The sequence below is a fragment of the Pigmentiphaga daeguensis genome (assembly GCF_039523035.1).
GTDB classification, from domain to species: domain Bacteria; phylum Pseudomonadota; class Gammaproteobacteria; order Burkholderiales; family Burkholderiaceae_B; genus Pigmentiphaga; species Pigmentiphaga daeguensis.
The window spans coordinates 1-18,593 of the sequence record NZ_BAAAEN010000024.1 but is presented as its reverse complement, the minus strand read 5'-3'; the positions used below and the strand labels follow the sequence as shown (position 1 = coordinate 18,593).

Here is an 18,593-nt window from a genome sequence, read left to right as displayed (position 1 = left end):
GGACGGGCTATGTCCGAGCAACAGCATGTCCGTGCCGATGGGACAGTCACGTTCCTTCCACACCGGCTCAACAGGCACCCGGTGGTCGTGCGCGGCCTCACTGCCGATGAGTTGTGGATTTGCTGCGGCCTGTCCGGCGCTGCCGGCCTGGTGGTTGGCGCGCCGTTGTCCTGGGTGTTACGCACCATTGCCATCGCGCCGACCTTCGTTGTCCTGGGCGTGGCGCTGGGCGTTTTCATCGGCGGCGGCATCCTGCGCCGTCTCAAGCGTGGGCGTCCCGACACCTGGCTGTACCGGCAGTTGCAGTGGCGCATTGCCACGCGCCATCCGCTGATGGCCGGTTGGGTGGGCGGCCATGTGCTGATCTCGCGCTCCGGCTTCTGGACCATCCGCAGGGGCATGCACGGGGGCGCGCGATGAGCCGTTTCAAGAACGAGATCACCCACCTGCAGGCGCACATCAAGACGCTGCGCCTCGGCGCGGGTGCGCTGGTCATCGTCGCCCTGGTCATGGGCGGCGGCTGGTGGAGCGCACCGCGCGATCTGACCATCCACGTCCCGCCTGACCTGCGCTCCGGCAGTACCCGCAAGTGGTGGGAAGTGCCGCCCGAGTCGGTCTATGCGTTCACGTTCTACGTGTTCCAGACCCTCAACCGCTGGCCGACGAATGGCGAAGAAGATTACCCGCGCAACCTCCATACGCTCTCGCCGTACCTCACCCCGTCCTGCCAGGCATTCCTCAAGGCGGACTACGACTACCGCCGCAGCACGGGCGAGCTGCGCCAGCGGGTGCGTGGCATCTACGAAATTCCCGGTCGCAGCTATGGCGACAACCCCACGGCGCGCGTGCGTGTGATCTCCGACCGCGACTGGGTGGTGACGTTGGACATCAGCGCCGACGAGTACTACGGCGCCGAGCAGGTCAAACGCGCCCTGGTGCGCTACCCCGTAAAGGTCGCGCGGGTGGACGTCGATCCCGCACGCAACCCGTTCGGCCTGGTGCTCGACTGCTACGAGGGCACGCCCCAGCGCATCAGCGCACCGGAGCCGACGCGCCCGGTGCCTGGTGGCCTGACGCCGCAAGCGCCTCAAGGAGGTAATTCCCCATGAAGCCCATGAAGCATCCTGTACTCGCGCTGCTGGGGCTGCTGGCCGTGGCCGCCGCAGTGGTCGTGTCCCCCGCTGTCCAGGCGGTGGAGATCCTGCGTTGGGAGCGCATGCCGCTGGCGGTGCCGTTGAAGGTCGGCCAGGAGCGCATCGTGTTCATCGACCGAAACGTCCGCGTCGGCGTTCCCGCAGGCGTCGGTGAGCGCTTGCGCGTGCAGAGCGCGGGCGGCGCGGTGTACCTGCGCGCCAGCGAGCCGATCGAGCCCACTCGGCTGCAATTGCAGGACGCCGACACCGGCGCGCTGATCCTGCTCGACATTGCGGCGGAGCCGCCCAAGGACGGCGAAGCCGAGCTGGAACCGGTGCGAATCGTCGAGGGCAACAACTCAACAGCGCGCTATGGCGATCAGCCTGACGGTGCCGATGCGCCCCAGGCGCGCGCCCAGGATGAGGCGGCCCCCCGGACGGCGCGGCGCGAAACGCCAATCCCCGTCGTGCTGACACGTTTTGCTGCGCAGAACCTCTACGCACCGCTGCGCACCGTGGAAGCCTTGCCAGGCGTCATGCGGGTCAACCTGCGCCGCGACCTCGACCTCGGCACGCTGATGCCGACCTTGCCGGCACGCGCGGTCGCGCTCGCCTCGTGGCGCCTGGAAGACCAGTGGGTCACTGCCGTGCGCCTGACCAACAGTAGCAGCGACTGGATCAGCCTCGACCCGCGCGTGCTGCAAGGGGATTTCCTCACCGCCACCTTCCAGCACGAGGCGCTTGGCCCGCGCGGAACCCCCGAGGACACCACCGTCCTGTACCTGGTGACGCGCGGGCACGGCCTCGCGCAATCGTTGCTGCCAGCGATTCATCGTTTCGACCCCGCTGTGCATCTCCCGCAGCCCAAAGCAGCAGCCCGCGACGACAGGGAGGCCCGCCATGCGCAGTAACGGACTCCTGAAATGGCTGCTGATCCCCGTGGCCCTGCTGGTGCTGTTTGTCGCTATCCGATTGTTCTCCGGTGACGGCGCGTCGGCGCCGCCTGTCGCGGACGGCAGCAGCAGGCTCACGCCGGAGGAAATGAAGGCGCTGGGCATCGAGGGTGACACCCCGCGCGACACCGTGGCGACGCTGGTTGCCCAGGTGAAGCAGTTGCGCACCGAGCTTCAGACCGCGCTGTCCGACAACAGGTCGCAGCGTGAGGAGAACCAGCGACTGCGCCAGCGCGAGAACGCCATCGACCAGCGCATCAGTTCGGCGCTCGAATCCGAGCGATCCAACCTGCGCCGCGACCAGCAGCAGGCGGCCAGCGCGCGCCAGCAGACCGAGGGGCTGCTCGCCGACCTGCAGCAACGCCTGGACAGCATCGGCGGGCGTGGCGGCGGCCATGCCGATTTACCGGTGGGGCTGGGCCTGCGTGACGGCGACGAGGCCGGCATGGAAGGCGGTATGCGCTGGGTGGAGCCGGATGACGCGAAACAAAGCGACGGGCGCGGCAGGCCGAATGGCAGCATAAGCTTCCCCACCAGCTTCGGTTCCGCACAGAGCACGCTGGAAACCACAGCGCAAACCGTGGCGAACGCGGGCGCACGCGCCGCTGGCGTCAAGAGCGCGACGCCTGTCTATACCGTGCCGACGAACTCGACGCTGATGGGGTCGGTGGCGATGACGGCGCTGATTGGCCGCGTGCCGATCGACGGCACGGTGAACGATCCATACCCCTTCAAGGTCTTGGTCGGGCCTGACAATTTGACCGCGAACGGCATCGACATTCCCGATGTGGCCGGGGCCGTGTTCTCCGGCACCGCATCGGGCGACTGGACGCTCTCCTGCGTGCGCGGCCAGGTGCGCAGCATCACCTTCGTGTTCCATGACGGGACCATCCGCACCATCCCCGAGGATCGTGAGGGCAACCAGCAGAACAACCAACAACGCGACGGCCTGGGCTGGATCAGCGACCCGCACGGCATTCCCTGTGTCAGCGGCGAGCGGCGCAGCAACGCCCAGCAGTACCTCGGCACCCAGGCGCTGATCACGGCGGCTGGGGCTGGCGTGGCCTCGCTGATCGAATCCGACAGTGGCAGGGCGTCCTATGTCGGCGCCGACGGCTCCATCGGCAGCGTGGGCATCAGCGGCCAGGAAGCCGTGGGCCGGATTCTCGCCAGCGGCGTCCAGGACATGTCGAGCTGGGTCAACAAGCTCTACGGCCAGGCCTTCGCTGCCGTGTATGTCCAGCCCGGCGCCAAGGTCGCCGTCCACCTCGAAAAGCCGCTCGCCATCGACTTCGATCCCGAAGGCCGCAAGGTCGATCACCGCGCAGGAGAAAGCCATGCCCTCGAACTTGAATAGCTGGGCTCAGGGCCTGGCGCTGGCCTTGGCCGTCGCGCTGCTCGGTGGCTGCGCCACCAGCAAGGAAAAGCTGCTGACCCACGGCGACAGCACGATGATGAACATCTGGCAGCAGAACGCCGGCGACGGCGGCGGTGGTGCCGGCCAGGTAGCGCGCAGGCAGTTGCTCGATGCGCGCCAGAGCCTGCGCAGGCCGCTGACCGAGATGGACGTGCAGGCCGCGCCTGCCGAGCAGATGCGCTACACGCGCACGGCGCGCAACGAGGTCTACCGCCAGTTCCAGCGCCTGCCCAACCCCGATCTCGTGATGTACGTGTATCCGCATTTGGCGGGCACCGACCCGGTGCCGATTCCGGGCTATACGACCGTGTTCCCGCTGTACCAGCGCGTGCAGTACGCCATGCCAGGCGAGCGCGTGGAGGATTACTGATGCGCTGGAAACTCCCCAGACCGAAGCCGACCGCGCCGAAGCTGGCCGCATCCGATGCTGACGACGACGAGCAGCCGGACGGCTGGCAACGCCACGTCGAGGCACTGCGCCAGGTCGGCATCCCCGAACCCGGCACGGCGGTGCAAGGCCGCAGGCCGGCGACCCTGGCAGACGAGCAGGCGCTGTACGAGGTCGCGCCGTCGTTCGTGGAACTGCTGCCCTGGGTGGAGTTCCTGGCGCAGTCGAAAGCCATGTTGCTGGAGGACGGGCAATCGGTGGCGGCGTTCTACGAGCTGGTGCCGCTGGGCACCGAAGGCCGGGAACCTGGCTGGCTCGCGCAGGCCCGCGATGCCTTGGAAAACGCGCTGCAGGACAGTTTCGATGAACTGGATGAGAACCCCTGGGTGCTGCAGCTCTACGCTCAGGACGAGCCCAGTTTCGACCAGTACATGCAGACCCTGCGCGACTATGTGCAGCCGCGCGCCCGTGAGACGGCGTTCACCGAGTTCTACCTGCGCTTCTTCGGCCATCACCTGCGCGCGGTGGCCAAGCCGGGCGGTCTGTTCGAGGACACGGTGGTCACACGGCTGCGCTGGCGCGGCCAGACCCGGCGTGTGCGCATGGTGGTCTATCGCCGCGTGACCGGCCAAGGGCAAAACAGCCGCCGCGGGCAGACGCCCGAGCAGATGCTCAATATCGTTTGTGACCGCCTGTGCGGCGGACTGGCGAACGCCGGCATTCAGGCCCGGCGCATGGTGGCTGCGGATGTTCACGACTGGCTGCTGCGCTGGTTCAACCCGCGTCCCACGTTGCTTGGGCCTGGGGCCGAAGACAGGGAGCGCTTCTATGCGCTGGCGCGCTACCCCGACAGTACGGAGGCCGGCGAAGACGGCGAGATCGAATTGGCGAGCGGGCGGGATTTCAGCCAGCGGCTGTTCTTCGGCCAGCCGCGCTCCGACGTGGCGCAGGGCACCTGGCATTTCGACGGCCTGCCGCACCGCGTGCTGATCACCGACCGCCTGCGCATGCCGCCGGGCACAGGGCACCTGACCGGCGAGACACGCAAAGGCGATGCCATCAACACGCTGTTCGACCAGATGCCCGAGGACACCACCCTTTGCCTGACGATGGTCGCCACGCCGCAGGATGTCCTTGAAGCGGACTTGAACCACCTGGCCAAGAAAGCGGTCGGCGAAACCCTGGCGTCGGAGCAGGCGCTCAAGGACGTGCATGAAGCCCGCTCCCTGATCGGCAGCGCGCACAAGCTCTATCGCGGCACGCTGGCGTTCTATCTGCGCGGGCGCGACGAGGCCGAGCTGGACCGACGCGGTCTGGATCTGGCGAACGTGATGCTCAACGCTGGCTTGCAGCCGGTGCGTGAGGACGACGAAGTAGCGCCGCTCAACAGCTACCTGCGCTGGCTACCGTGCTGCTACAACCCCAGCCAGGATCGCAAGAAGTGGTACACGCAACTGATGTTCGCGCAGCATGCGGCCAATCTCTCGCCGGTGTGGGGGCGCAGCCAGGGCACGGGGCATCCAGGCATCACGATGTTCAATCGCGGCGGCGGGCCGATCACCTTCGACCCGCTCAACCGCCTGGATCGGCAGATGAACGCCCACCTGTTTCTGTTCGGCCCGACGGGTTCGGGCAAGTCGGCGACCCTCAACAACCTCTTGAATCAGGTCACGGCGATCTACCGGCCACGGCTGTTCATTGTGGAGGCCGGCAACAGCTTCGGCCTGTTCAGCGACTTTGCCCGGCGCCTGGGTCTGACTGTGAATCGGGTCAAGCTTGCGCCGGGCTCGGGCGTTACCCTGGCGCCGTTCGCGGATGCGCGGCGGCTGATCGAGACGCCCAGCGACGTGCAAACGCTCGACGCCGATGCGCTGGATGAAGACCTGCCCCCCGATGCTGTGGCCATGGAGGCGGATGAGCAGCGCGACGTGCTGGGCGAATTGGAGATCACCGCACGGCTGATGATCACCGGCGGCGAAGACAAGGAAGAAGCCCGGATGACGCGGGCCGACCGCTCACTGATTCGTCAGTGCATCCTCGATGCCGCCGAGCACTGCCACAGCAAGGATGGAGAGAAGCGCACCGTGCTCACGCGCGATGTGCGAAACGCGCTGCGCACGCGCAGCCAAGACCCAACGCTGCCGGAAATGCGGCGTGTGCGACTGCTGGAGATGGCCGATGCCATGGACATGTTCTGCCAAGGCACGGATGGCGAAATGTTCGACCGCGACGGCTCGCCGTGGCCTGAAGCCGACATCACCCTGGTCGATCTGGCGACCTATGCCCGCGAGGGCTACAACGCGCAGCTCTCCATTGCCTACATAAGCCTGATCAGCACGGTGAACAACATTGCCGAGCGCGATCAGTACCTGGGCCGCCCGATCATCAACGTCACCGACGAAGGGCACATCATCACCAAGAACCCGCTGCTCGCCCCCTACGTGGTGAAGATCACCAAGATGTGGCGCAAGCTGGGGGCCTGGTTCTGGCTTGCCACACAAAATATCGACGACCTGCCGCGCGCCGCAGAACCCATGCTCAACATGATCGAGTGGTGGATCTGCCTGTCGATGCCACCCGATGAGGTGGAGAAGATTGCCCGGTTTCGCGAACTGTCACCCGCGCAGAAAGCATTGATGCTTTCCGCGCGCAAGGAAGCCGGGAAGTTCACCGAGGGCGTCATCCTGTCCAAGTCGATGGAGGTGCTTTTCCGGGCGGTGCCGCCGAGCCTCTACTTGGCGTTGGCGCAGACCGAACCCGAAGAGAAGGCGGAACGCTATCAGCTCATGCAGCAGCACGGCATCAGTGAACTCGACGCGGCCTTCAAGGTGGCCGAGAAGATCGACCAGGCGCGCGGCATCGAGTCGCCAGCCTTGGGCCTGCCGCAATAGCCGCCGGAGACTGCCGTGAAACCGAAACCTCCTTCCATTCCTATGCCGGTGCAGGCGTTCCGCCATCGGCGCTCGCGCAAGCGCTGGCCCTGGTTCTTGGCCGCTGGATTGATCGCGCTGCTGTTGATATGGCTCGTGTCCCGCATTCCCAGCGAACCCGCGTCGCTGCCTCCCGCGCCGGTCAGCACGGCGCAGATGGCCGGGCCTCCCTGGCAGATGGGCAACCCCGAGGGCCGGTTCACGCTGACGCTCTATGCCGACCTCGAATGTCCGTTCTGCCGAGCGTACTTCCCGCAGCTCAAGCGCTGGGTGGGTGCCAACGCGGACGTAGCCCTGCAATGGCAGCACCAGCCGCTGGCCGCGCACGAACCGGCCGCCTCCGCCGAGGCACGCCTGGCCGAGTGCGCCGCCGAGACAGGTGGGCATGCGGCCTTTTGGCAGGCCATCGAATGGGTCTATGCGCACACGCGCAGTGACGGCCTGGGTTTGCCCGAGGGCCTGCGCTATCCCGGCCTCAACCCAGCCGTCGTGCAGTGTTTGGCCAGCGAGCGACCCGAAAGGGTGATTCGCGCTCAGGCCGAGGAAGCTACCAAGAGCGGCGTGACCGCGACGCCTTCGATTCGTCTGCACGATCACCAGACCGGCCAGGCGATCCTGCTGCAGGGGCCGATCGAAGGCGATGCGCTGTTGTCGGCCATGGACATGCTGGCGGCTGAGGATTCGGTCGCTTCACCCACCACCGAAATGCCTGCCGACGTCGTCGGCGACATGCCCAGGTAGCCCGCAGTCTTTGAGGCTACGGCGCAGCACGCTGCGCTGACCGCTACCCGTTCGCCTCGCATCCTGGCCGCGAACGATCACCGCTGCTGTGGTGATGGATGCACCTTGTTCCCTTGTTCCATTTCCAGGAGGGCCTGCCCTCCTGGGGGCATGTGCGCCCTCCGATTTCCCTGCCTGGAGGTTCGCCATGTCTGTCGTCATCAATGACTCCTGCCTGGAGTCGCTTTCCGATATTTCTGTTCAGAACGAGGACTGGATCATCCAGCAAGCCATCGTGTTGCTGGAGCGGCGGGTTTTCAAAGCAGGGCCACGTCTTGAGCGGCCCGCTGCGGTCAGGGACTACCTTCGCTTGAAGCTGGTCGCCGAGCCCAATGAGATATTCGTCGTCGTGTTCATGAACAGCATGCACGACGTGCTGGCCGTGGAGCCGATGTTCCATGGAACGATCAATGCGACCTCGGTTTATCCGCGTGTCGTGCTGCAGCGAGCGTTGCAACTGAACGCCGCTGCGGTCATCTTCGCCCATCAGCACCCCTCGGGCACCACCGAGCCATCCAATGCGGATCGCTTGCTGACCGAGCAGTTGAAGACGGCCTTGGCGCTTATCGACGTGCGGGTACTCGACCATTTCGTGATTGGTCAGGGCACACCGTACTCGTTCGCCGAGTCCGGTCTTTTGTAGGAAGGCCCGTGGTTCACTGATCACAGCGGGGGCTTCGGCCTCCGCTTTTTTCCATGCGGCAGCACCGAACAGGTATGCGGGGTGCCCGCGATGCGCATTGTTTGTTGGGGCGGCAGCCGGTTCGCGTTCGACTATGGCTCTGATCAACTTCCAGGGCACGCGACATGCCAGCATCTTTATTCCGCTTCGCATCCGGCTGGCGAACCCTTGGCCTGGCCGTTGCACTGCCGGCGTCCTTGGCTGTTTTGAGCCCAGCCACCTTCGCCGCCGATGTGGTGGTCTTCACCGACAGCCGCCACCCGGTCAAGACCATGGGTGGCGAGCGGTTGATCGAGTTGGATGAAGGCCCGCGCATCGAAGCCGAGCTTTCCGCACAGCTGCCCGCCGACCCTGAACAAGCCACGGCCATCGTCAAGCGCCGCCTGAACAACGGCGGTGCCGACCTCCAGCGCCGCATCGCTTCCGCATACCAGGGCGTCGCCGACGCATGGAGCCTGGGTGTCACCAGCATTCCGTCCGTCGTGGTGGATCAGCGTTACGTGGTCTATGGCGAGCCGGACGTGGCCCGTGCCGTCGCGCGCATTGCGCAACACCGGAGGCCGCAGCCATGACCCGACCCTTCGAGCGGATGCGCCGCCTGCGCGCTGGCGTGGCCTCAGTGCTGCTGCTCAGCGCCACGGGCAGCTATGCCCTCAACACCGCCACCATCGTTGGCTCGGTGGCATCGCCAGACTGCCTCGAATACCGCGTCGTCGGCATCTGCTACTGGCTCTACTGCACCTGGACGGGCTGCACGGTGCGCACGTCCATCAAAGTCCGCCACTACATCCCCGATGCGGTCGTCTCCAGCTACAGCAACACCGGCGAGAACCCCTGGGTCGAAGTCCGGGCGATGAGCGCGCCCAACCCTTCGGCCCAGGCCGGCGGAGACGGCACCACCAACGAAGACCACGAGAACAATCTCGCCAAGTTCAAGAACGCGGACGTCATCGGCCACCCCGGCGTCGAGGTGTTCAACCAGTTCGTCTCATCGTCGGGCTACTTCTGCGAGGGTGCGGGTACGGCGTTCATGCCATACCTGCTCAGCACCCTGGACACGCTGGCCTGGCGCTACAACGTGCCCGAGATGGCCTACCCGGAGGCGCTGATTCCGGGCAGGCGCGAGGTCGGCGCGCGCACCACGCTGAACCTGTGGGGCAACGTGTATCCGCGCGGCGGCTTCCTGCACCAGGCCGACGACCACAAGGCTGGCGCCGTGGTGGCCCAGCGCGCCGGCGATGTCGTCACGCGCCGTGGGCAGATTCACGTCTATCAGCCGCTGCTCGCCAACTCGCGGCCCGGCTACTGGCCTGCCGGCGCGCTGATGGAAGGCGATGCCTCGACCGGCAAGTGGCAGGAACTCACGCCCGTCCTGTCCTCGTCCTGCACGGTGTTCCCGCGCAGCGGTTTCCTGACCCAGGCGCAGCAAGGCGACTACGCCTGGTCGCTGTGGCGGCCCTATGCGTGCTGCGAACGTCGCGGCCAGGTGTTCCTCGGCAGCGTCGATTTCCAATGAGGGTACGGCGATGAAGCGTCCTGAACTGACAAACCTCTCCACCAAGGCGTGCCGCCTGCTGCGTCCCACGGTATTGGCTGGGCTGCTGGCTGGCGCACTCGTTCTTGGCGGCGGCCTGGCGTGGGCGCAGGCCGGATTTCAGACCGGCGGCTCCGTGATCGGCGACGAAGTGATGTATTCGATTGGCGGCGGCAGCGCGGTGTCCATGGGCCGCGCGGCCGGCATGCGCTCGATCGGCGTTGGCGTGGGCTGGAACAGCAACCTGATCTGCGGCGACATGAGCATCCAGACCACGCTGCGCAACCAGCTCAACGGCGTCACCAACGGCTTTCAGCAGATCATGAGCAACGTGATCCAGAGCGCCACCAGCGCGGTGGCATCGCTGCCTGCGCTGATCATCCAGCGCGCCGATCCCGGCCTGTACAACCTGCTGACCAACGGCGTGCTGCAGGCGCGCCTGGATTTCGACCGCTCCAAGCTGACCTGCCGTGCCATGGCCGAGAAGATGGCCGACACGGCGGGCGGACAACTCGGCTGGAGCCAGATGGCCGAAGGCATGGCACTGCGCGATGCGGTGTCGAGCACGGATGCCGTGTCGGCAATTGAACAGGCGGAGACGCGCCGCGGCAACGACGGCGTGCCTTGGGTGGGTGGTAGCAATGCGGGCGGCGCAGGCCAGTCGGCCATCCGCGTGGTCGGCGACGTCACCCGCGCGGGCTACAACCTGGTCAACGGCCGCAGCGTGACCGACACGTCGTCCATCGCTTCCGCCAGTTGCGCGAGCCTGTCCTGCCAGACCTGGACGTCGCCACAACAAGCGACTGAATGGGCCACACGGGTTCTTGGGGAACAGGTGCAGCGCACCTGCGATGCCTGCACCAAGACCGAAACGGTGCCCGGCGTCGGGCTGACGCCGCTGATCCAGGAGGAATACGAGGCCAAGCTGGAAGCCTTGCAGGAGCTGGTCTCGGGAACGCGCAACACCACCTTCGAGAACCTGCGCGCGGCTGGCAGCACCTCGCTGCCCATCACGCGCGGCGTCATCGAGGCGCTGCGCGACGAGCCGGATCAAGACCTGCTGGCGCGGCGCCTGGCCTCGGAGGTCGCGCTGGCGTCGGTGCTGGAGAAGGCATTGCTGCTCCAGCGCACCCTGCTGACCGGTAAGAAGGAGCCCAACGTCGCGGCGAACCAGTTGGCGGTCGAGGCCGTGAACCACGAGAGCGACACGCTCGACCAGGAAATCCGCAACCTCAAGACCGAGCTGGAGCTGCGCCGCGAGCTGGCGAACAACTCGCCGATGGCCATCATCCAGCGCCACGGCACGCGCGCGGCTGGCTCACGTGGCATCTACGAAGGCGATCCCATTCCCGACCGCCTCGACCGGCTTCAGAAGGGCAATCCGGGAGGCAACCCATGAACCCGCCGCGTGCCAGTTGGCTGCGCCCGCGCTGGCTGCTCAACCGGCGCGCGGCGAAGGCGCTGCTGTGGACGGTGGTGCTCGTCGCCGCCGCTGTGGGCGCCAACATCGTCGGCATTTATCTCGTCGGCAGCATCGCCGGCTGGGAGCGCTGGCTGACGGCCACGGCGGGTTACTTCCTTGTGTGGCGACTGTGCCTGTACGGCGCGACAGCCTACGGCTGGGTCTGGATGCGTCGCCGACTGCTGGCGCGCGAGGCCCAGCGCGGAGCGGATAGGCAGGCGCGACGGCGCCTGCTGCGCAGCGAGATCGCCGGCGTCGCCGCCATTGTGGCGCTGGAAGCCAGCCTGTTGATGCAGGCCGCTTGAGGGGAGATCGGGGTCATGACGCTTTTCACCACCGACTACCTGGAGTACTACCTGACGCTGGTGTCGTGGATCGTCCACAACGGTATCTGGGCCGTGCTGGTGGCGAGCGGTGTATTCGCGCTGCCTTTCATTGCCATCATCGTGCAGGAATGGCTGAAGGCCCGTGCGGAGGGTGCCGACGAAGGCAACAAGGGCGTGCTTTCGGCTGCGCGCATCGAGAACCGGGTGTTCGTCGCCATCGTGGTGGTGATGTTCGCCGGCATCCCCTTCATCGACGTGGATCTCAACACCATCCGCTACGACAGCGCACGCTCGGCCCAATGCCAGGTCAGCGTGCCGCAACCCACCGATACCGGCTGGTCACAGTCCTTCAGTACTATCAACAACCAATCGGCGAAGGTGCCCGTCTGGTGGGCCTTTATGCACACACTCTCGCGAGCAGTGACCGGTGCCTCGGTGGCGGCGATCCCTTGCGGGACCGATCTGCGGCAGATGCGCATGGAGATCGACGCGACGCGCATCGACGACCCGGTGCTGGCTCAGGAAGTGGCGGATTTCTCGCGCGACTGCTACGGACCGGCGCGCGCCAAGCTCTTCATGCAGCGCCCAAACCTCGATGAAGCGCAGATGCACGACGTGACCTGGATCGGCTCGCGCTTCTTCACGGACACCGGCGGCTACTACGACACCTACCGCTCCAGCACACCACGCGATGACTGGCCCTACGACAGCACCCGCGACGCGGGGCTTGCGCAGGTGGCCAGCGGTGGCGGTTATCCGTCCTGCAGGCAGTGGTGGGCCGATGGCAGCAATGGTCTGCGCGCGCGCCTGCTGGGGCAGGTAGACCCAAGCCTGCTGAATCGCCTAGCGGGCTGGGCCGGCTTCCTGAGCCGAGCTGAGGTGGACGACTCGGTGATCCGCACCATCGCCTCGCCACGGCAGCAGAAATTGAACCAGGGCAGCGTCTATACAGACTACGGCGGCCAGATCGACAAGACCCTGCCGAACATCGTTACGCGGGCCACGGGCGACGTCGGCATGGCTGTCGGCGCGATGGCCGCGTTTCCCGCCATGGACGTGGTGCGCCAGGCGCTGCCCATGGTGCTCGCCTTGCTCAAGATGGCGCTGGTCATCTGCATCCCGCTGGTGCTGGTCGTGGGCACCTACGACCTGAAGACCGTCGTTACCGTGAGCGTCGTGCAGTTCGCGCTGTTCTTCGTCGATTTCTGGTTCCAGCTCGCGCGCTGGATCGACAGCACCATCCTCGATGCGCTCTACGGCTGGGGCTTCGGCTGGAACCGGCAACACGCCAACTTCGACCCGCTGGTGGGGCTGAACAACGCCTTCGGGGACATGCTCCTGATGTTCGTCATGGGCACGATGTTCTTGGTGCTGCCAGCCTTTTGGATGACTGCCCTCACTTGGGCAGGTCTCCATGCTGGAGCCATTGCACAGGCATTGATCAATGGCACCAAGGATGCGCAGACAGCGGGCAGTAAGGGAGGTGGCGCACTGATAAAGGCAGGTGGCAGGAAGTAGACAACCCGGAGTCCTACGCCTCGGCATCAGGGTCGTGAGGGTCGATCCTGGAACCATCGGGATGGTACAGGCCGAATCCCAGCGGCCCAGTACGCCATTCTGTCTGTGGCTCATCATCCAGTTCAGCGTTCCCCATGACTCCCGCTGCAATCACCGCAAATACCAGCAGCAATGCCAGCCAGAACGCGGAATAGAGCAGCACACCAAGGACGGCCAGTTTGACGATCCAAAGCACTGCCGCAGCCCCCCCTACTGGCACTCCAAGCGTCACCAGCCACCGTGCGACACGCTGTTCACGACGAAGGTATCCACGCCATCCACGGCCAAAGCTGCGGCCGAGGCGTTCTGCGGTGCTGATGCGGGTCGTCGTGTTCATGGTCGTCACCTGCTACATGTGAGATCGCTACTCCAGTTTGCTCCAATCCTGCTTGCTTGCCTGTACCAATGCGCTCCATTCGTCCGGCGGATTCCCGCGCCCGAGCATCTTCTCGAACACGGCATACGGGTCTGATTTGCTTCCCGAAGACCGCAGGGTCTGTTCATCGTTGACCCAGGCGTACACGATGACCTTCGCCTTCGAGTCGTAGCGGAAGAACAACCGGTATCGCCTTCCGAGCTTGGCCCGCCGCCAGTGGCGATAGGCCGGCCCCATGGTGTTGCCCTGGCGGTATTCGTCGCGCGCCGGATCGCTCGGTATCACGTCTTGTATCAACTGGGTCAAGGCCCGGAAGAACTTGACGTTGGCGTTCGATCCGAACCCTTCCGGGTCGTTGCCTTGGGCGCGCAGCACAGCCGCGCGCAGCTTCATCAACTGCTCGATCAGGTTGTCGTGGAACAGCAGTGTCCAGCCATGCTGTTGCATCAGATTTCCACGTCCTCATCGAAATCATCGCCCAGGTCCACCTTGTGCCCCGCGTGCTCCAGCATTGTGCGAGCCAGATTCTCGGGCAGGCCGCGCACATTCCGACCCGCTTCAATGTCGCGGGCCAGCAAGGTCAGAAACGCGGCAATGGCCGGGTCCTCGTGCTCGGCATCGGCGCGGGTCACGACGACCTCACTGCCACGAAGCTCGAACGCAAGCTTGCTGCCGGTATCGGCCCCAAGTGCCTGTCGGATGGACTTGGGTAGCGTGATCTGGCCTTTGGAGGTCAGCGTGGCAACTTCGTGAATGGCAGGCATGGCGGCTCTCTTGATCGCAATGCCCGTATTGTAAGGAAATATCCTTACCTCGTCAATGAAAGGTCTCACCGGGGTCCTCCAGCATCCAACAATGAATCTCATCGTAGGGTGGGAACAGCCAGCCTTCCTGCATCAATCCGGCCCCGCCATACCCGCATTGACGGTGGACAACCAATGCTCACCGCTCTATATCCAAAGGCTTCTAAAGGCCAAAGGGCCGAAACGGCAAGGGAATGGGGTGCAAGGGGAAAGGCCCTACCCGAAAAGGCGAAAAGGCCGCCCGCTTGCCCGCCACCAGGACACCCACATGCTCTCTCTGTTCCAGCGGAAACGGCCTCCGGTCGCTGCCGCTCCGTCGCCTGCACCCGTCACCGATCTCCCGAAAGGGCTGCTGCAACCGGAATCGGCCGCATCGCTGCTGGCGACACCGCGCCGGCAGAAGCTGCTGGAACACATCTGGCAGCGCACCTCGCTCTCGCGCAAGCAGTTCGCCGCGCTGTACCGCACACCGATGGAACGTTATGCCGAGTTGGTTCAGGCTTTCCCTGCATCCGAAGCACATCACCATGCCTACCCAGGCGGCATGCTCGACCACGGCCTGGAAATCGTCGCCTACAGCCTCAAGCTGCGGCAGTCCCATTTGCTGCCCATCGGCGCCAACCCCGAGGACCAGGCCGCGCAAGCCGAAGCCTGGACTGCTGCCGTCGCCTACGCCGCACTGCTGCACGACATCGGCAAGGTCGCCGTCGATCTGCACGTGGAGCTGGCCGACGGCAGCACTTGGCATCCGTGGCACGGCCCACTGCACCAGCCATATCGCTTCCGCTACCGTGACGATCGCGAGTACCGACTCCACAGCGCCGCGACGGGCTTGCTCTACCGGCAACTGCTTGACCGCGAAGTTCTGGACTGGCTCAGCAGCTATCCGTCGCTGTGGGCACCGCTGCTCTACGTCCTGGCCGGGCAGTACGAGCACGCTGGCGTGCTGGGCGAACTGGTGGTGCAGGCCGACCGTGCTTCCGTGGCCCAGGAACTGGGCGGCGATCCTGCGCGCGCCATGGTCGCGCCCAAGCACGCACTGCAACGCAAGCTGCTGGACGGGCTGCGTTACCTGCTCAAGGAGGAGCTGAAGCTGAACCAACCCGAAGCCTCCGATGGCTGGCTCACCGAGGATGGTTTGTGGCTAGTCAGCAAGACGGTCTCGGACAAGCTTCGGGCACATCTACTATCACAGGGCATTGACGGCATTCCTGCGAACAACACCGCCGTGTTCAACGTGCTGCAGGATCACGGCATGTTGCAGCCCACGCCGGACGGCAAAGCGATCTGGCGTGCTACCGTGACCAGTTCCACCGGCTGGACCCACTCGTTCACCCTGTTGCGCCTCGCGCCCGCGCTGATCTGGGAATCTGGTGAGCGACCGGCGCCGTTTGCAGGGACGGTGACGATCGACGCGGCACTGGCAGGCGAAGCTGCCGAGGCAGGGGCCATCCTTTCTGCGGACGGCACGGCGTCAGCCTTGGAGAACCAAAACGCTCCGCCAGCGGAAGTTAGCGGCATTGCATCGGCCCCTCCATCCAAGGCACAGGCCATACCCGACGCCATGGCGGACATGCTGGCGATGGTGGGAACGGGAAACTCGCCAACCACCGATCAGGATGTGGAAACCGTCCCGGACGAAATACCCATCGTTCTTGCCGATACGCCCCCGCCGACCTTGGCTGCCGCGGCGCCTTCGCGGCCGGCCTCCACATCCTCGACGACACAGCCATCCGGCGAGCACTTCATGGCGTGGCTGAAACAGGGCATCGCCACGCGGCGGCTCATCATCAACGATGCAAAAGCGCTGGTGCATACCGTGAGCGACACCGCCTACCTAGTCAGCCCTGGCGTATTCCAGCGCTATGCGCAGGAACACCCGCAGTTAGGAAAGCTGGCCAAACAGGAGAACCTGCAGGATTGGCAGTGGGTGCAGAAGCGCTTCGAGCGGTTGCAATTGCATCGCAAGCAGCCGAGTGGGTTGAACATCTGGACCTGCGAAGTCACAGGCCCCAGAAAATCACGGAAGCTACACGGCTACCTGCTTCTTCCGCCACAATCGGTATTCTGTGAAATGCCACAAAACAACCCCTACCTGGCCGTGCTTCCGACGTAAATGACCAGACTCATTCAGCACCAGAAGATCCGCCATTCTTGAGTTCGGCAAACTTCGCAGCCATTGTTGGGTTACTCCGAGTCAACTTCTTGATCGTCACGTCCTGCGCCTTGTCGTTCGCGAGTCGAAGATTTCTGTCGGTGCCAAGCAGGGCCTCTTTTGTCTTCTGTAGGTGATCGATCGACTTGTCGATTTCATCGATTGCTGTCTGAAATCGCCTGGAGGCGAGGTCGTAGTTTTTGGCGAATGCAGTCTTGAACGTATCCAGCTGGGCCTCGAAATTCGTGATATCGATATTTTGCGCCTTCACGAGCGCCAGCTCGGATTTGTACTTGAGCGAATTCATTGCCGCATTTCGTAGCAGGGTGATGATGGGGAGGAAGAATTGCGGCCGGACAACATACATTTTTGGGTAACGGTGGGACACATCAATGATTCCCGTATTGTATAGCTCACTTTCAGGTTCGAGCAGAGAAACCAGCACTGCATACTCGCAACCCTTCTCAGTGCGATCCTTATCAAGCTCCTTCAGGAAATCTTCATTTTTCTTCCTGGCGGCGGTTTCATCATTCTCGTTCTTCATCTCAAACATAATCGAGACGATCTCAGTTCCAGCTTCATCTGAGTCGCGAAATATGTAGTCCCCCTTACTTCCGCTGCGCGCATCATTGTCCTTCTCAAAATACGCCCTTGGAAATGCGGTAGCGCGAATTCGATTGAATTCGGTCTCACAATGCTGCTCTAGCGTTTCGCCAACCATTTTGGTCGATAATCGCGCCTTCATGTCCCGTAGACGCTCGATTGCGTCATCGCGATCCTTGATCTGCGTCTCGTACTTTTCTTTCAAAGATTTCTCGGCAAGACGCTTTTCAAGTTCTGCCCGTTGCAAGCCGCTCTTCATTTCGTCACGCTCTCTCTCGACTGCGTTGACTGCTTCAGTAATGGCAAGCTTTTTCTCAATAACAATGGCGTCGAGTTTCGCCTTAAGTTCCTGTATCTCCGATTCCTTTGCTGCAGCGGCCTTTTGCACTTCGCTTATGAGCGTGACCTCTGCCAACTTGGATACAGCTTGCTTGTCGCGCTTCGCCTGTTCTAATTCATTTGCAAGCGTGTCACGCTCTTTTTCCACCGCATTCAATGCCTCGGCCACGGCGAGTTGCCGCGCAACCTCTCCGGCATCAAGCCTGGCTTTCAGCTCCTGAATCTCGGCATCCTTGGCGGATGCGGCTTTCTGTAATTCGTTGGCAACCTTGGCCTCAGCCAGCTCAACCGCATTGCGTTTTTCCTGTTCGGCCAACTCTAGCCGTTCATGTAACTGTCTCTCGAAATCGCTATCTCGAACCTGCTTCAGGATGTCCGCGTACCCAGCTTCGTCGATCTTGAATGCTTTCCTGCAGTGAGGGCAGATTATTTCATGCATGGTTACTTACCTTCCACTTTGACCAAAATCTGCGCAAGCATTTCTGGCACCTCGCCTCCTGATCGGAGTGTCGCAGTCCGGTATGCGAGCTGGTTCTTCGCAAGATTTATTCCGGCATCAGTCTCAATAATATTGCAGGCAGATATCCACTCATCCCAGTTCGCGGACAGAAACGCCTCAAGGTGATCATCAAATATCGCGGCGACTTCGGAAATGGTGGCAGGTGGAAAATCTTCTTCAGGCAAGCCGAAGTACCGCATTAACCTGCGGTTCTCTACCGCATGATTTTTGCGCTCCCGATCTATGTCATCTTGCTTTTTGTTTTTAGCTTTGGCGCGCACTTCAAATCCACCGTCAGCATCAAAAAGCGCATAGACTGGAACACCAATAGATTTCAGAATCGCATGCGCGAGAGGTATTGATGTCTTGCTGCCGACTGGAACAATCGAGATACCTGCTGCCTCAAGAGCCCCCGGAGAAGTTCTATCGCCAATACCGTAGAACACAGCCGATTCGGTTGTCCCCTCCACAAGAAATGCGCGATTCGCGAAGAGTGCTATGGCAAGCTGATCGGCCACGTTATGGTCGAGTCTGCGGTCGACCACATCACCATCCACTGTGAATCGCACCGGGGATCGCGGAGGCTTTTTGGTTAAAGTAAAACAGGTTCCACAGTCGGCGCTGCAAGTTGCCGATAGTATCGCGCTTCGGCCTCA

19 protein-coding genes are annotated in these 18,593 nt (G+C 63.7%); 14 read left to right on the top strand and 5 right to left on the bottom strand.

Annotation, left to right across the window (positions count from 1 at the left end):
• Positions 1-9 precede the first annotated feature (9 nt).
• The 13 genes from ABD104_RS23765 (at position 10) to ABD104_RS23705 (ending at position 13,123) form a co-directional block, all read left to right on the top strand.
• The gene (locus ABD104_RS23765; protein WP_023124764.1) at positions 10-420 is read left to right on the top strand and encodes a TIGR03750 family conjugal transfer protein; all 411 of its coding nucleotides are present in this window, start codon (positions 10-12) and stop codon (positions 418-420) included.
• Positions 417-1,109: a PFL_4703 family integrating conjugative element protein gene (locus tag ABD104_RS23760; RefSeq protein ID WP_022579863.1), complete on the top strand. Its 693-nt coding sequence runs from the start codon at positions 417-419 to the stop codon at positions 1,107-1,109. The genes ABD104_RS23765 and ABD104_RS23760 overlap by 4 nt, the downstream gene beginning before the upstream one ends.
• The gene (locus ABD104_RS23755; protein ID WP_425543356.1) at positions 1,106-2,044 is read left to right on the top strand and encodes a TIGR03749 family integrating conjugative element protein; all 939 of its coding nucleotides are present in this window, start codon (positions 1,106-1,108) and stop codon (positions 2,042-2,044) included. The genes ABD104_RS23760 and ABD104_RS23755 overlap by 4 nt, the downstream gene beginning before the upstream one ends.
• Positions 2,034-3,443: a TIGR03752 family integrating conjugative element protein gene (locus ABD104_RS23750; RefSeq protein WP_183149632.1), complete on the top strand. Its 1,410-nt coding sequence runs from the start codon at positions 2,034-2,036 to the stop codon at positions 3,441-3,443. Before ABD104_RS23755 ends, ABD104_RS23750 begins: the two co-directional genes overlap by 11 nt.
• Positions 3,424-3,873, top strand: coding sequence for a TIGR03751 family conjugal transfer lipoprotein (locus tag ABD104_RS23745; protein ID WP_012205987.1), 450 nt, complete (start codon positions 3,424-3,426; stop codon positions 3,871-3,873). The genes ABD104_RS23750 and ABD104_RS23745 overlap by 20 nt, the downstream gene beginning before the upstream one ends.
• Complete coding sequence (locus tag ABD104_RS23740) at positions 3,873-6,782, top strand: conjugative transfer ATPase (protein WP_343928330.1); 2,910 nt, start codon at positions 3,873-3,875, stop codon at positions 6,780-6,782. The genes ABD104_RS23745 and ABD104_RS23740 overlap by 1 nt, the downstream gene beginning before the upstream one ends.
• Positions 6,783-6,797: 15 nt before the next feature.
• The gene (locus ABD104_RS23735; RefSeq protein WP_343928329.1) at positions 6,798-7,562 is read left to right on the top strand and encodes a DsbA family protein; all 765 of its coding nucleotides are present in this window, start codon (positions 6,798-6,800) and stop codon (positions 7,560-7,562) included.
• Between the two features lie 187 nt (positions 7,563-7,749).
• Entirely contained in the window at positions 7,750-8,244 is a 495-nt protein-coding gene (gene radC / locus ABD104_RS23730) for a RadC family protein (protein ID WP_343928328.1), read from the top strand.
• Between the two features lie 164 nt (positions 8,245-8,408).
• Positions 8,409-8,855 (top strand): TIGR03757 family integrating conjugative element protein, encoded by a 447-nt coding sequence (locus ABD104_RS23725; protein WP_343928327.1) that lies wholly within the window; start codon positions 8,409-8,411, stop codon positions 8,853-8,855.
• The gene (locus ABD104_RS23720; RefSeq protein WP_343928326.1) at positions 8,852-9,799 is read left to right on the top strand and encodes a TIGR03756 family integrating conjugative element protein; all 948 of its coding nucleotides are present in this window, start codon (positions 8,852-8,854) and stop codon (positions 9,797-9,799) included. The genes ABD104_RS23725 and ABD104_RS23720 overlap by 4 nt, the downstream gene beginning before the upstream one ends.
• Positions 9,800-9,809: 10 nt before the next feature.
• Positions 9,810-11,216 (top strand): integrating conjugative element protein, encoded by a 1,407-nt coding sequence (locus ABD104_RS23715; protein WP_343928325.1) that lies wholly within the window; start codon positions 9,810-9,812, stop codon positions 11,214-11,216.
• Complete coding sequence (locus ABD104_RS23710) at positions 11,213-11,584, top strand: hypothetical protein (protein ID WP_343928324.1); 372 nt, start codon at positions 11,213-11,215, stop codon at positions 11,582-11,584. Before ABD104_RS23715 ends, ABD104_RS23710 begins: the two co-directional genes overlap by 4 nt.
• Before the next feature lie 15 nt (positions 11,585-11,599).
• Positions 11,600-13,123 (top strand): conjugal transfer protein TraG N-terminal domain-containing protein, encoded by a 1,524-nt coding sequence (locus ABD104_RS23705; RefSeq protein WP_343928323.1) that lies wholly within the window; start codon positions 11,600-11,602, stop codon positions 13,121-13,123.
• 13 nt (positions 13,124-13,136) lie between these two features.
• Here the strand turns inward: ABD104_RS23705 and ABD104_RS23700 are convergent, their stop codons facing one another.
• The 3 genes from ABD104_RS23700 to ABD104_RS23690 are packed head-to-tail and all read right to left on the bottom strand — an operon-like array spanning position 13,137 to position 14,302.
• A complete protein-coding gene (locus ABD104_RS23700) occupies positions 13,137-13,499 on the bottom strand; it encodes a DUF3742 family protein (protein WP_343928322.1) in 363 nt (120 codons plus the stop codon).
• Positions 13,500-13,526: 27 nt separating this feature from the next.
• Complete coding sequence (locus ABD104_RS23695; protein ID WP_023124769.1) at positions 13,527-13,985, bottom strand: type II toxin-antitoxin system YhaV family toxin; 459 nt, start codon at positions 13,983-13,985, stop codon at positions 13,527-13,529.
• A complete protein-coding gene (locus ABD104_RS23690; protein WP_014596084.1) occupies positions 13,985-14,302 on the bottom strand; it encodes a type II toxin-antitoxin system PrlF family antitoxin in 318 nt (105 codons plus the stop codon). Before ABD104_RS23690 ends, ABD104_RS23695 begins: the two co-directional genes overlap by 1 nt.
• A 307-nt stretch (positions 14,303-14,609) precedes the next feature.
• On the opposite strand from ABD104_RS23690, the gene mobH reads away from it, so the two are divergent.
• Positions 14,610-16,457: a MobH family relaxase gene (gene mobH, locus ABD104_RS23685; protein ID WP_343928321.1), complete on the top strand. Its 1,848-nt coding sequence runs from the start codon at positions 14,610-14,612 to the stop codon at positions 16,455-16,457.
• A 10-nt stretch (positions 16,458-16,467) separates the two neighbouring features.
• Here the strand turns inward: mobH and ABD104_RS23680 are convergent, their stop codons facing one another.
• Complete coding sequence (locus tag ABD104_RS23680; RefSeq protein ID WP_343928320.1) at positions 16,468-17,877, bottom strand: DUF2130 domain-containing protein; 1,410 nt, start codon at positions 17,875-17,877, stop codon at positions 16,468-16,470.
• 2 nt (positions 17,878-17,879) lie between these two features.
• Positions 17,880-18,455 (bottom strand): TOPRIM nucleotidyl transferase/hydrolase domain-containing protein, encoded by a 576-nt coding sequence (locus tag ABD104_RS23675; protein ID WP_343928319.1) that lies wholly within the window; start codon positions 18,453-18,455, stop codon positions 17,880-17,882.
• Between the last annotated feature and the right edge of the window lie 138 nt (positions 18,456-18,593).

What these genes read in the sequence shown, in the direction of transcription:
- ABD104_RS23765 (WP_023124764.1), top strand. Translation starts at nt 10, where the DNA reads ATGTCCGAGCAACAGCATGTCCGTGCCGATGGGACAGTCACGTTCCTT.
- ABD104_RS23760 (WP_022579863.1), top strand. Translation starts at nt 417, where the DNA reads ATGAGCCGTTTCAAGAACGAGATCACCCACCTGCAGGCGCACATCAAG.
- ABD104_RS23755 (WP_425543356.1), top strand. Translation starts at nt 1,106, where the DNA reads ATGAAGCCCATGAAGCATCCTGTACTCGCGCTGCTGGGGCTGCTGGCC.
- ABD104_RS23750 (WP_183149632.1), top strand. Translation starts at nt 2,034, where the DNA reads ATGCGCAGTAACGGACTCCTGAAATGGCTGCTGATCCCCGTGGCCCTG.
- ABD104_RS23745 (WP_012205987.1), top strand. Translation starts at nt 3,424, where the DNA reads ATGCCCTCGAACTTGAATAGCTGGGCTCAGGGCCTGGCGCTGGCCTTG.
- ABD104_RS23740 (WP_343928330.1), top strand. Translation starts at nt 3,873, where the DNA reads ATGCGCTGGAAACTCCCCAGACCGAAGCCGACCGCGCCGAAGCTGGCC.
- radC (WP_343928328.1), top strand. Translation starts at nt 7,750, where the DNA reads ATGTCTGTCGTCATCAATGACTCCTGCCTGGAGTCGCTTTCCGATATT.
- ABD104_RS23725 (WP_343928327.1), top strand. Translation starts at nt 8,409, where the DNA reads ATGCCAGCATCTTTATTCCGCTTCGCATCCGGCTGGCGAACCCTTGGC.
- ABD104_RS23720 (WP_343928326.1), top strand. Translation starts at nt 8,852, where the DNA reads ATGACCCGACCCTTCGAGCGGATGCGCCGCCTGCGCGCTGGCGTGGCC.
- ABD104_RS23715 (WP_343928325.1), top strand. Translation starts at nt 9,810, where the DNA reads ATGAAGCGTCCTGAACTGACAAACCTCTCCACCAAGGCGTGCCGCCTG.
- ABD104_RS23710 (WP_343928324.1), top strand. Translation starts at nt 11,213, where the DNA reads ATGAACCCGCCGCGTGCCAGTTGGCTGCGCCCGCGCTGGCTGCTCAAC.
- ABD104_RS23705 (WP_343928323.1), top strand. Translation starts at nt 11,600, where the DNA reads ATGACGCTTTTCACCACCGACTACCTGGAGTACTACCTGACGCTGGTG.
- ABD104_RS23700 (WP_343928322.1), bottom strand. Translation starts at nt 13,499, where the DNA reads ATGAACACGACGACCCGCATCAGCACCGCAGAACGCCTCGGCCGCAGC.
- ABD104_RS23695 (WP_023124769.1), bottom strand. Translation starts at nt 13,985, where the DNA reads ATGCAACAGCATGGCTGGACACTGCTGTTCCACGACAACCTGATCGAG.
- ABD104_RS23690 (WP_014596084.1), bottom strand. Translation starts at nt 14,302, where the DNA reads ATGCCTGCCATTCACGAAGTTGCCACGCTGACCTCCAAAGGCCAGATC.
- mobH (WP_343928321.1), top strand. Translation starts at nt 14,610, where the DNA reads ATGCTCTCTCTGTTCCAGCGGAAACGGCCTCCGGTCGCTGCCGCTCCG.
- ABD104_RS23680 (WP_343928320.1), bottom strand. Translation starts at nt 17,877, where the DNA reads ATGCATGAAATAATCTGCCCTCACTGCAGGAAAGCATTCAAGATCGAC.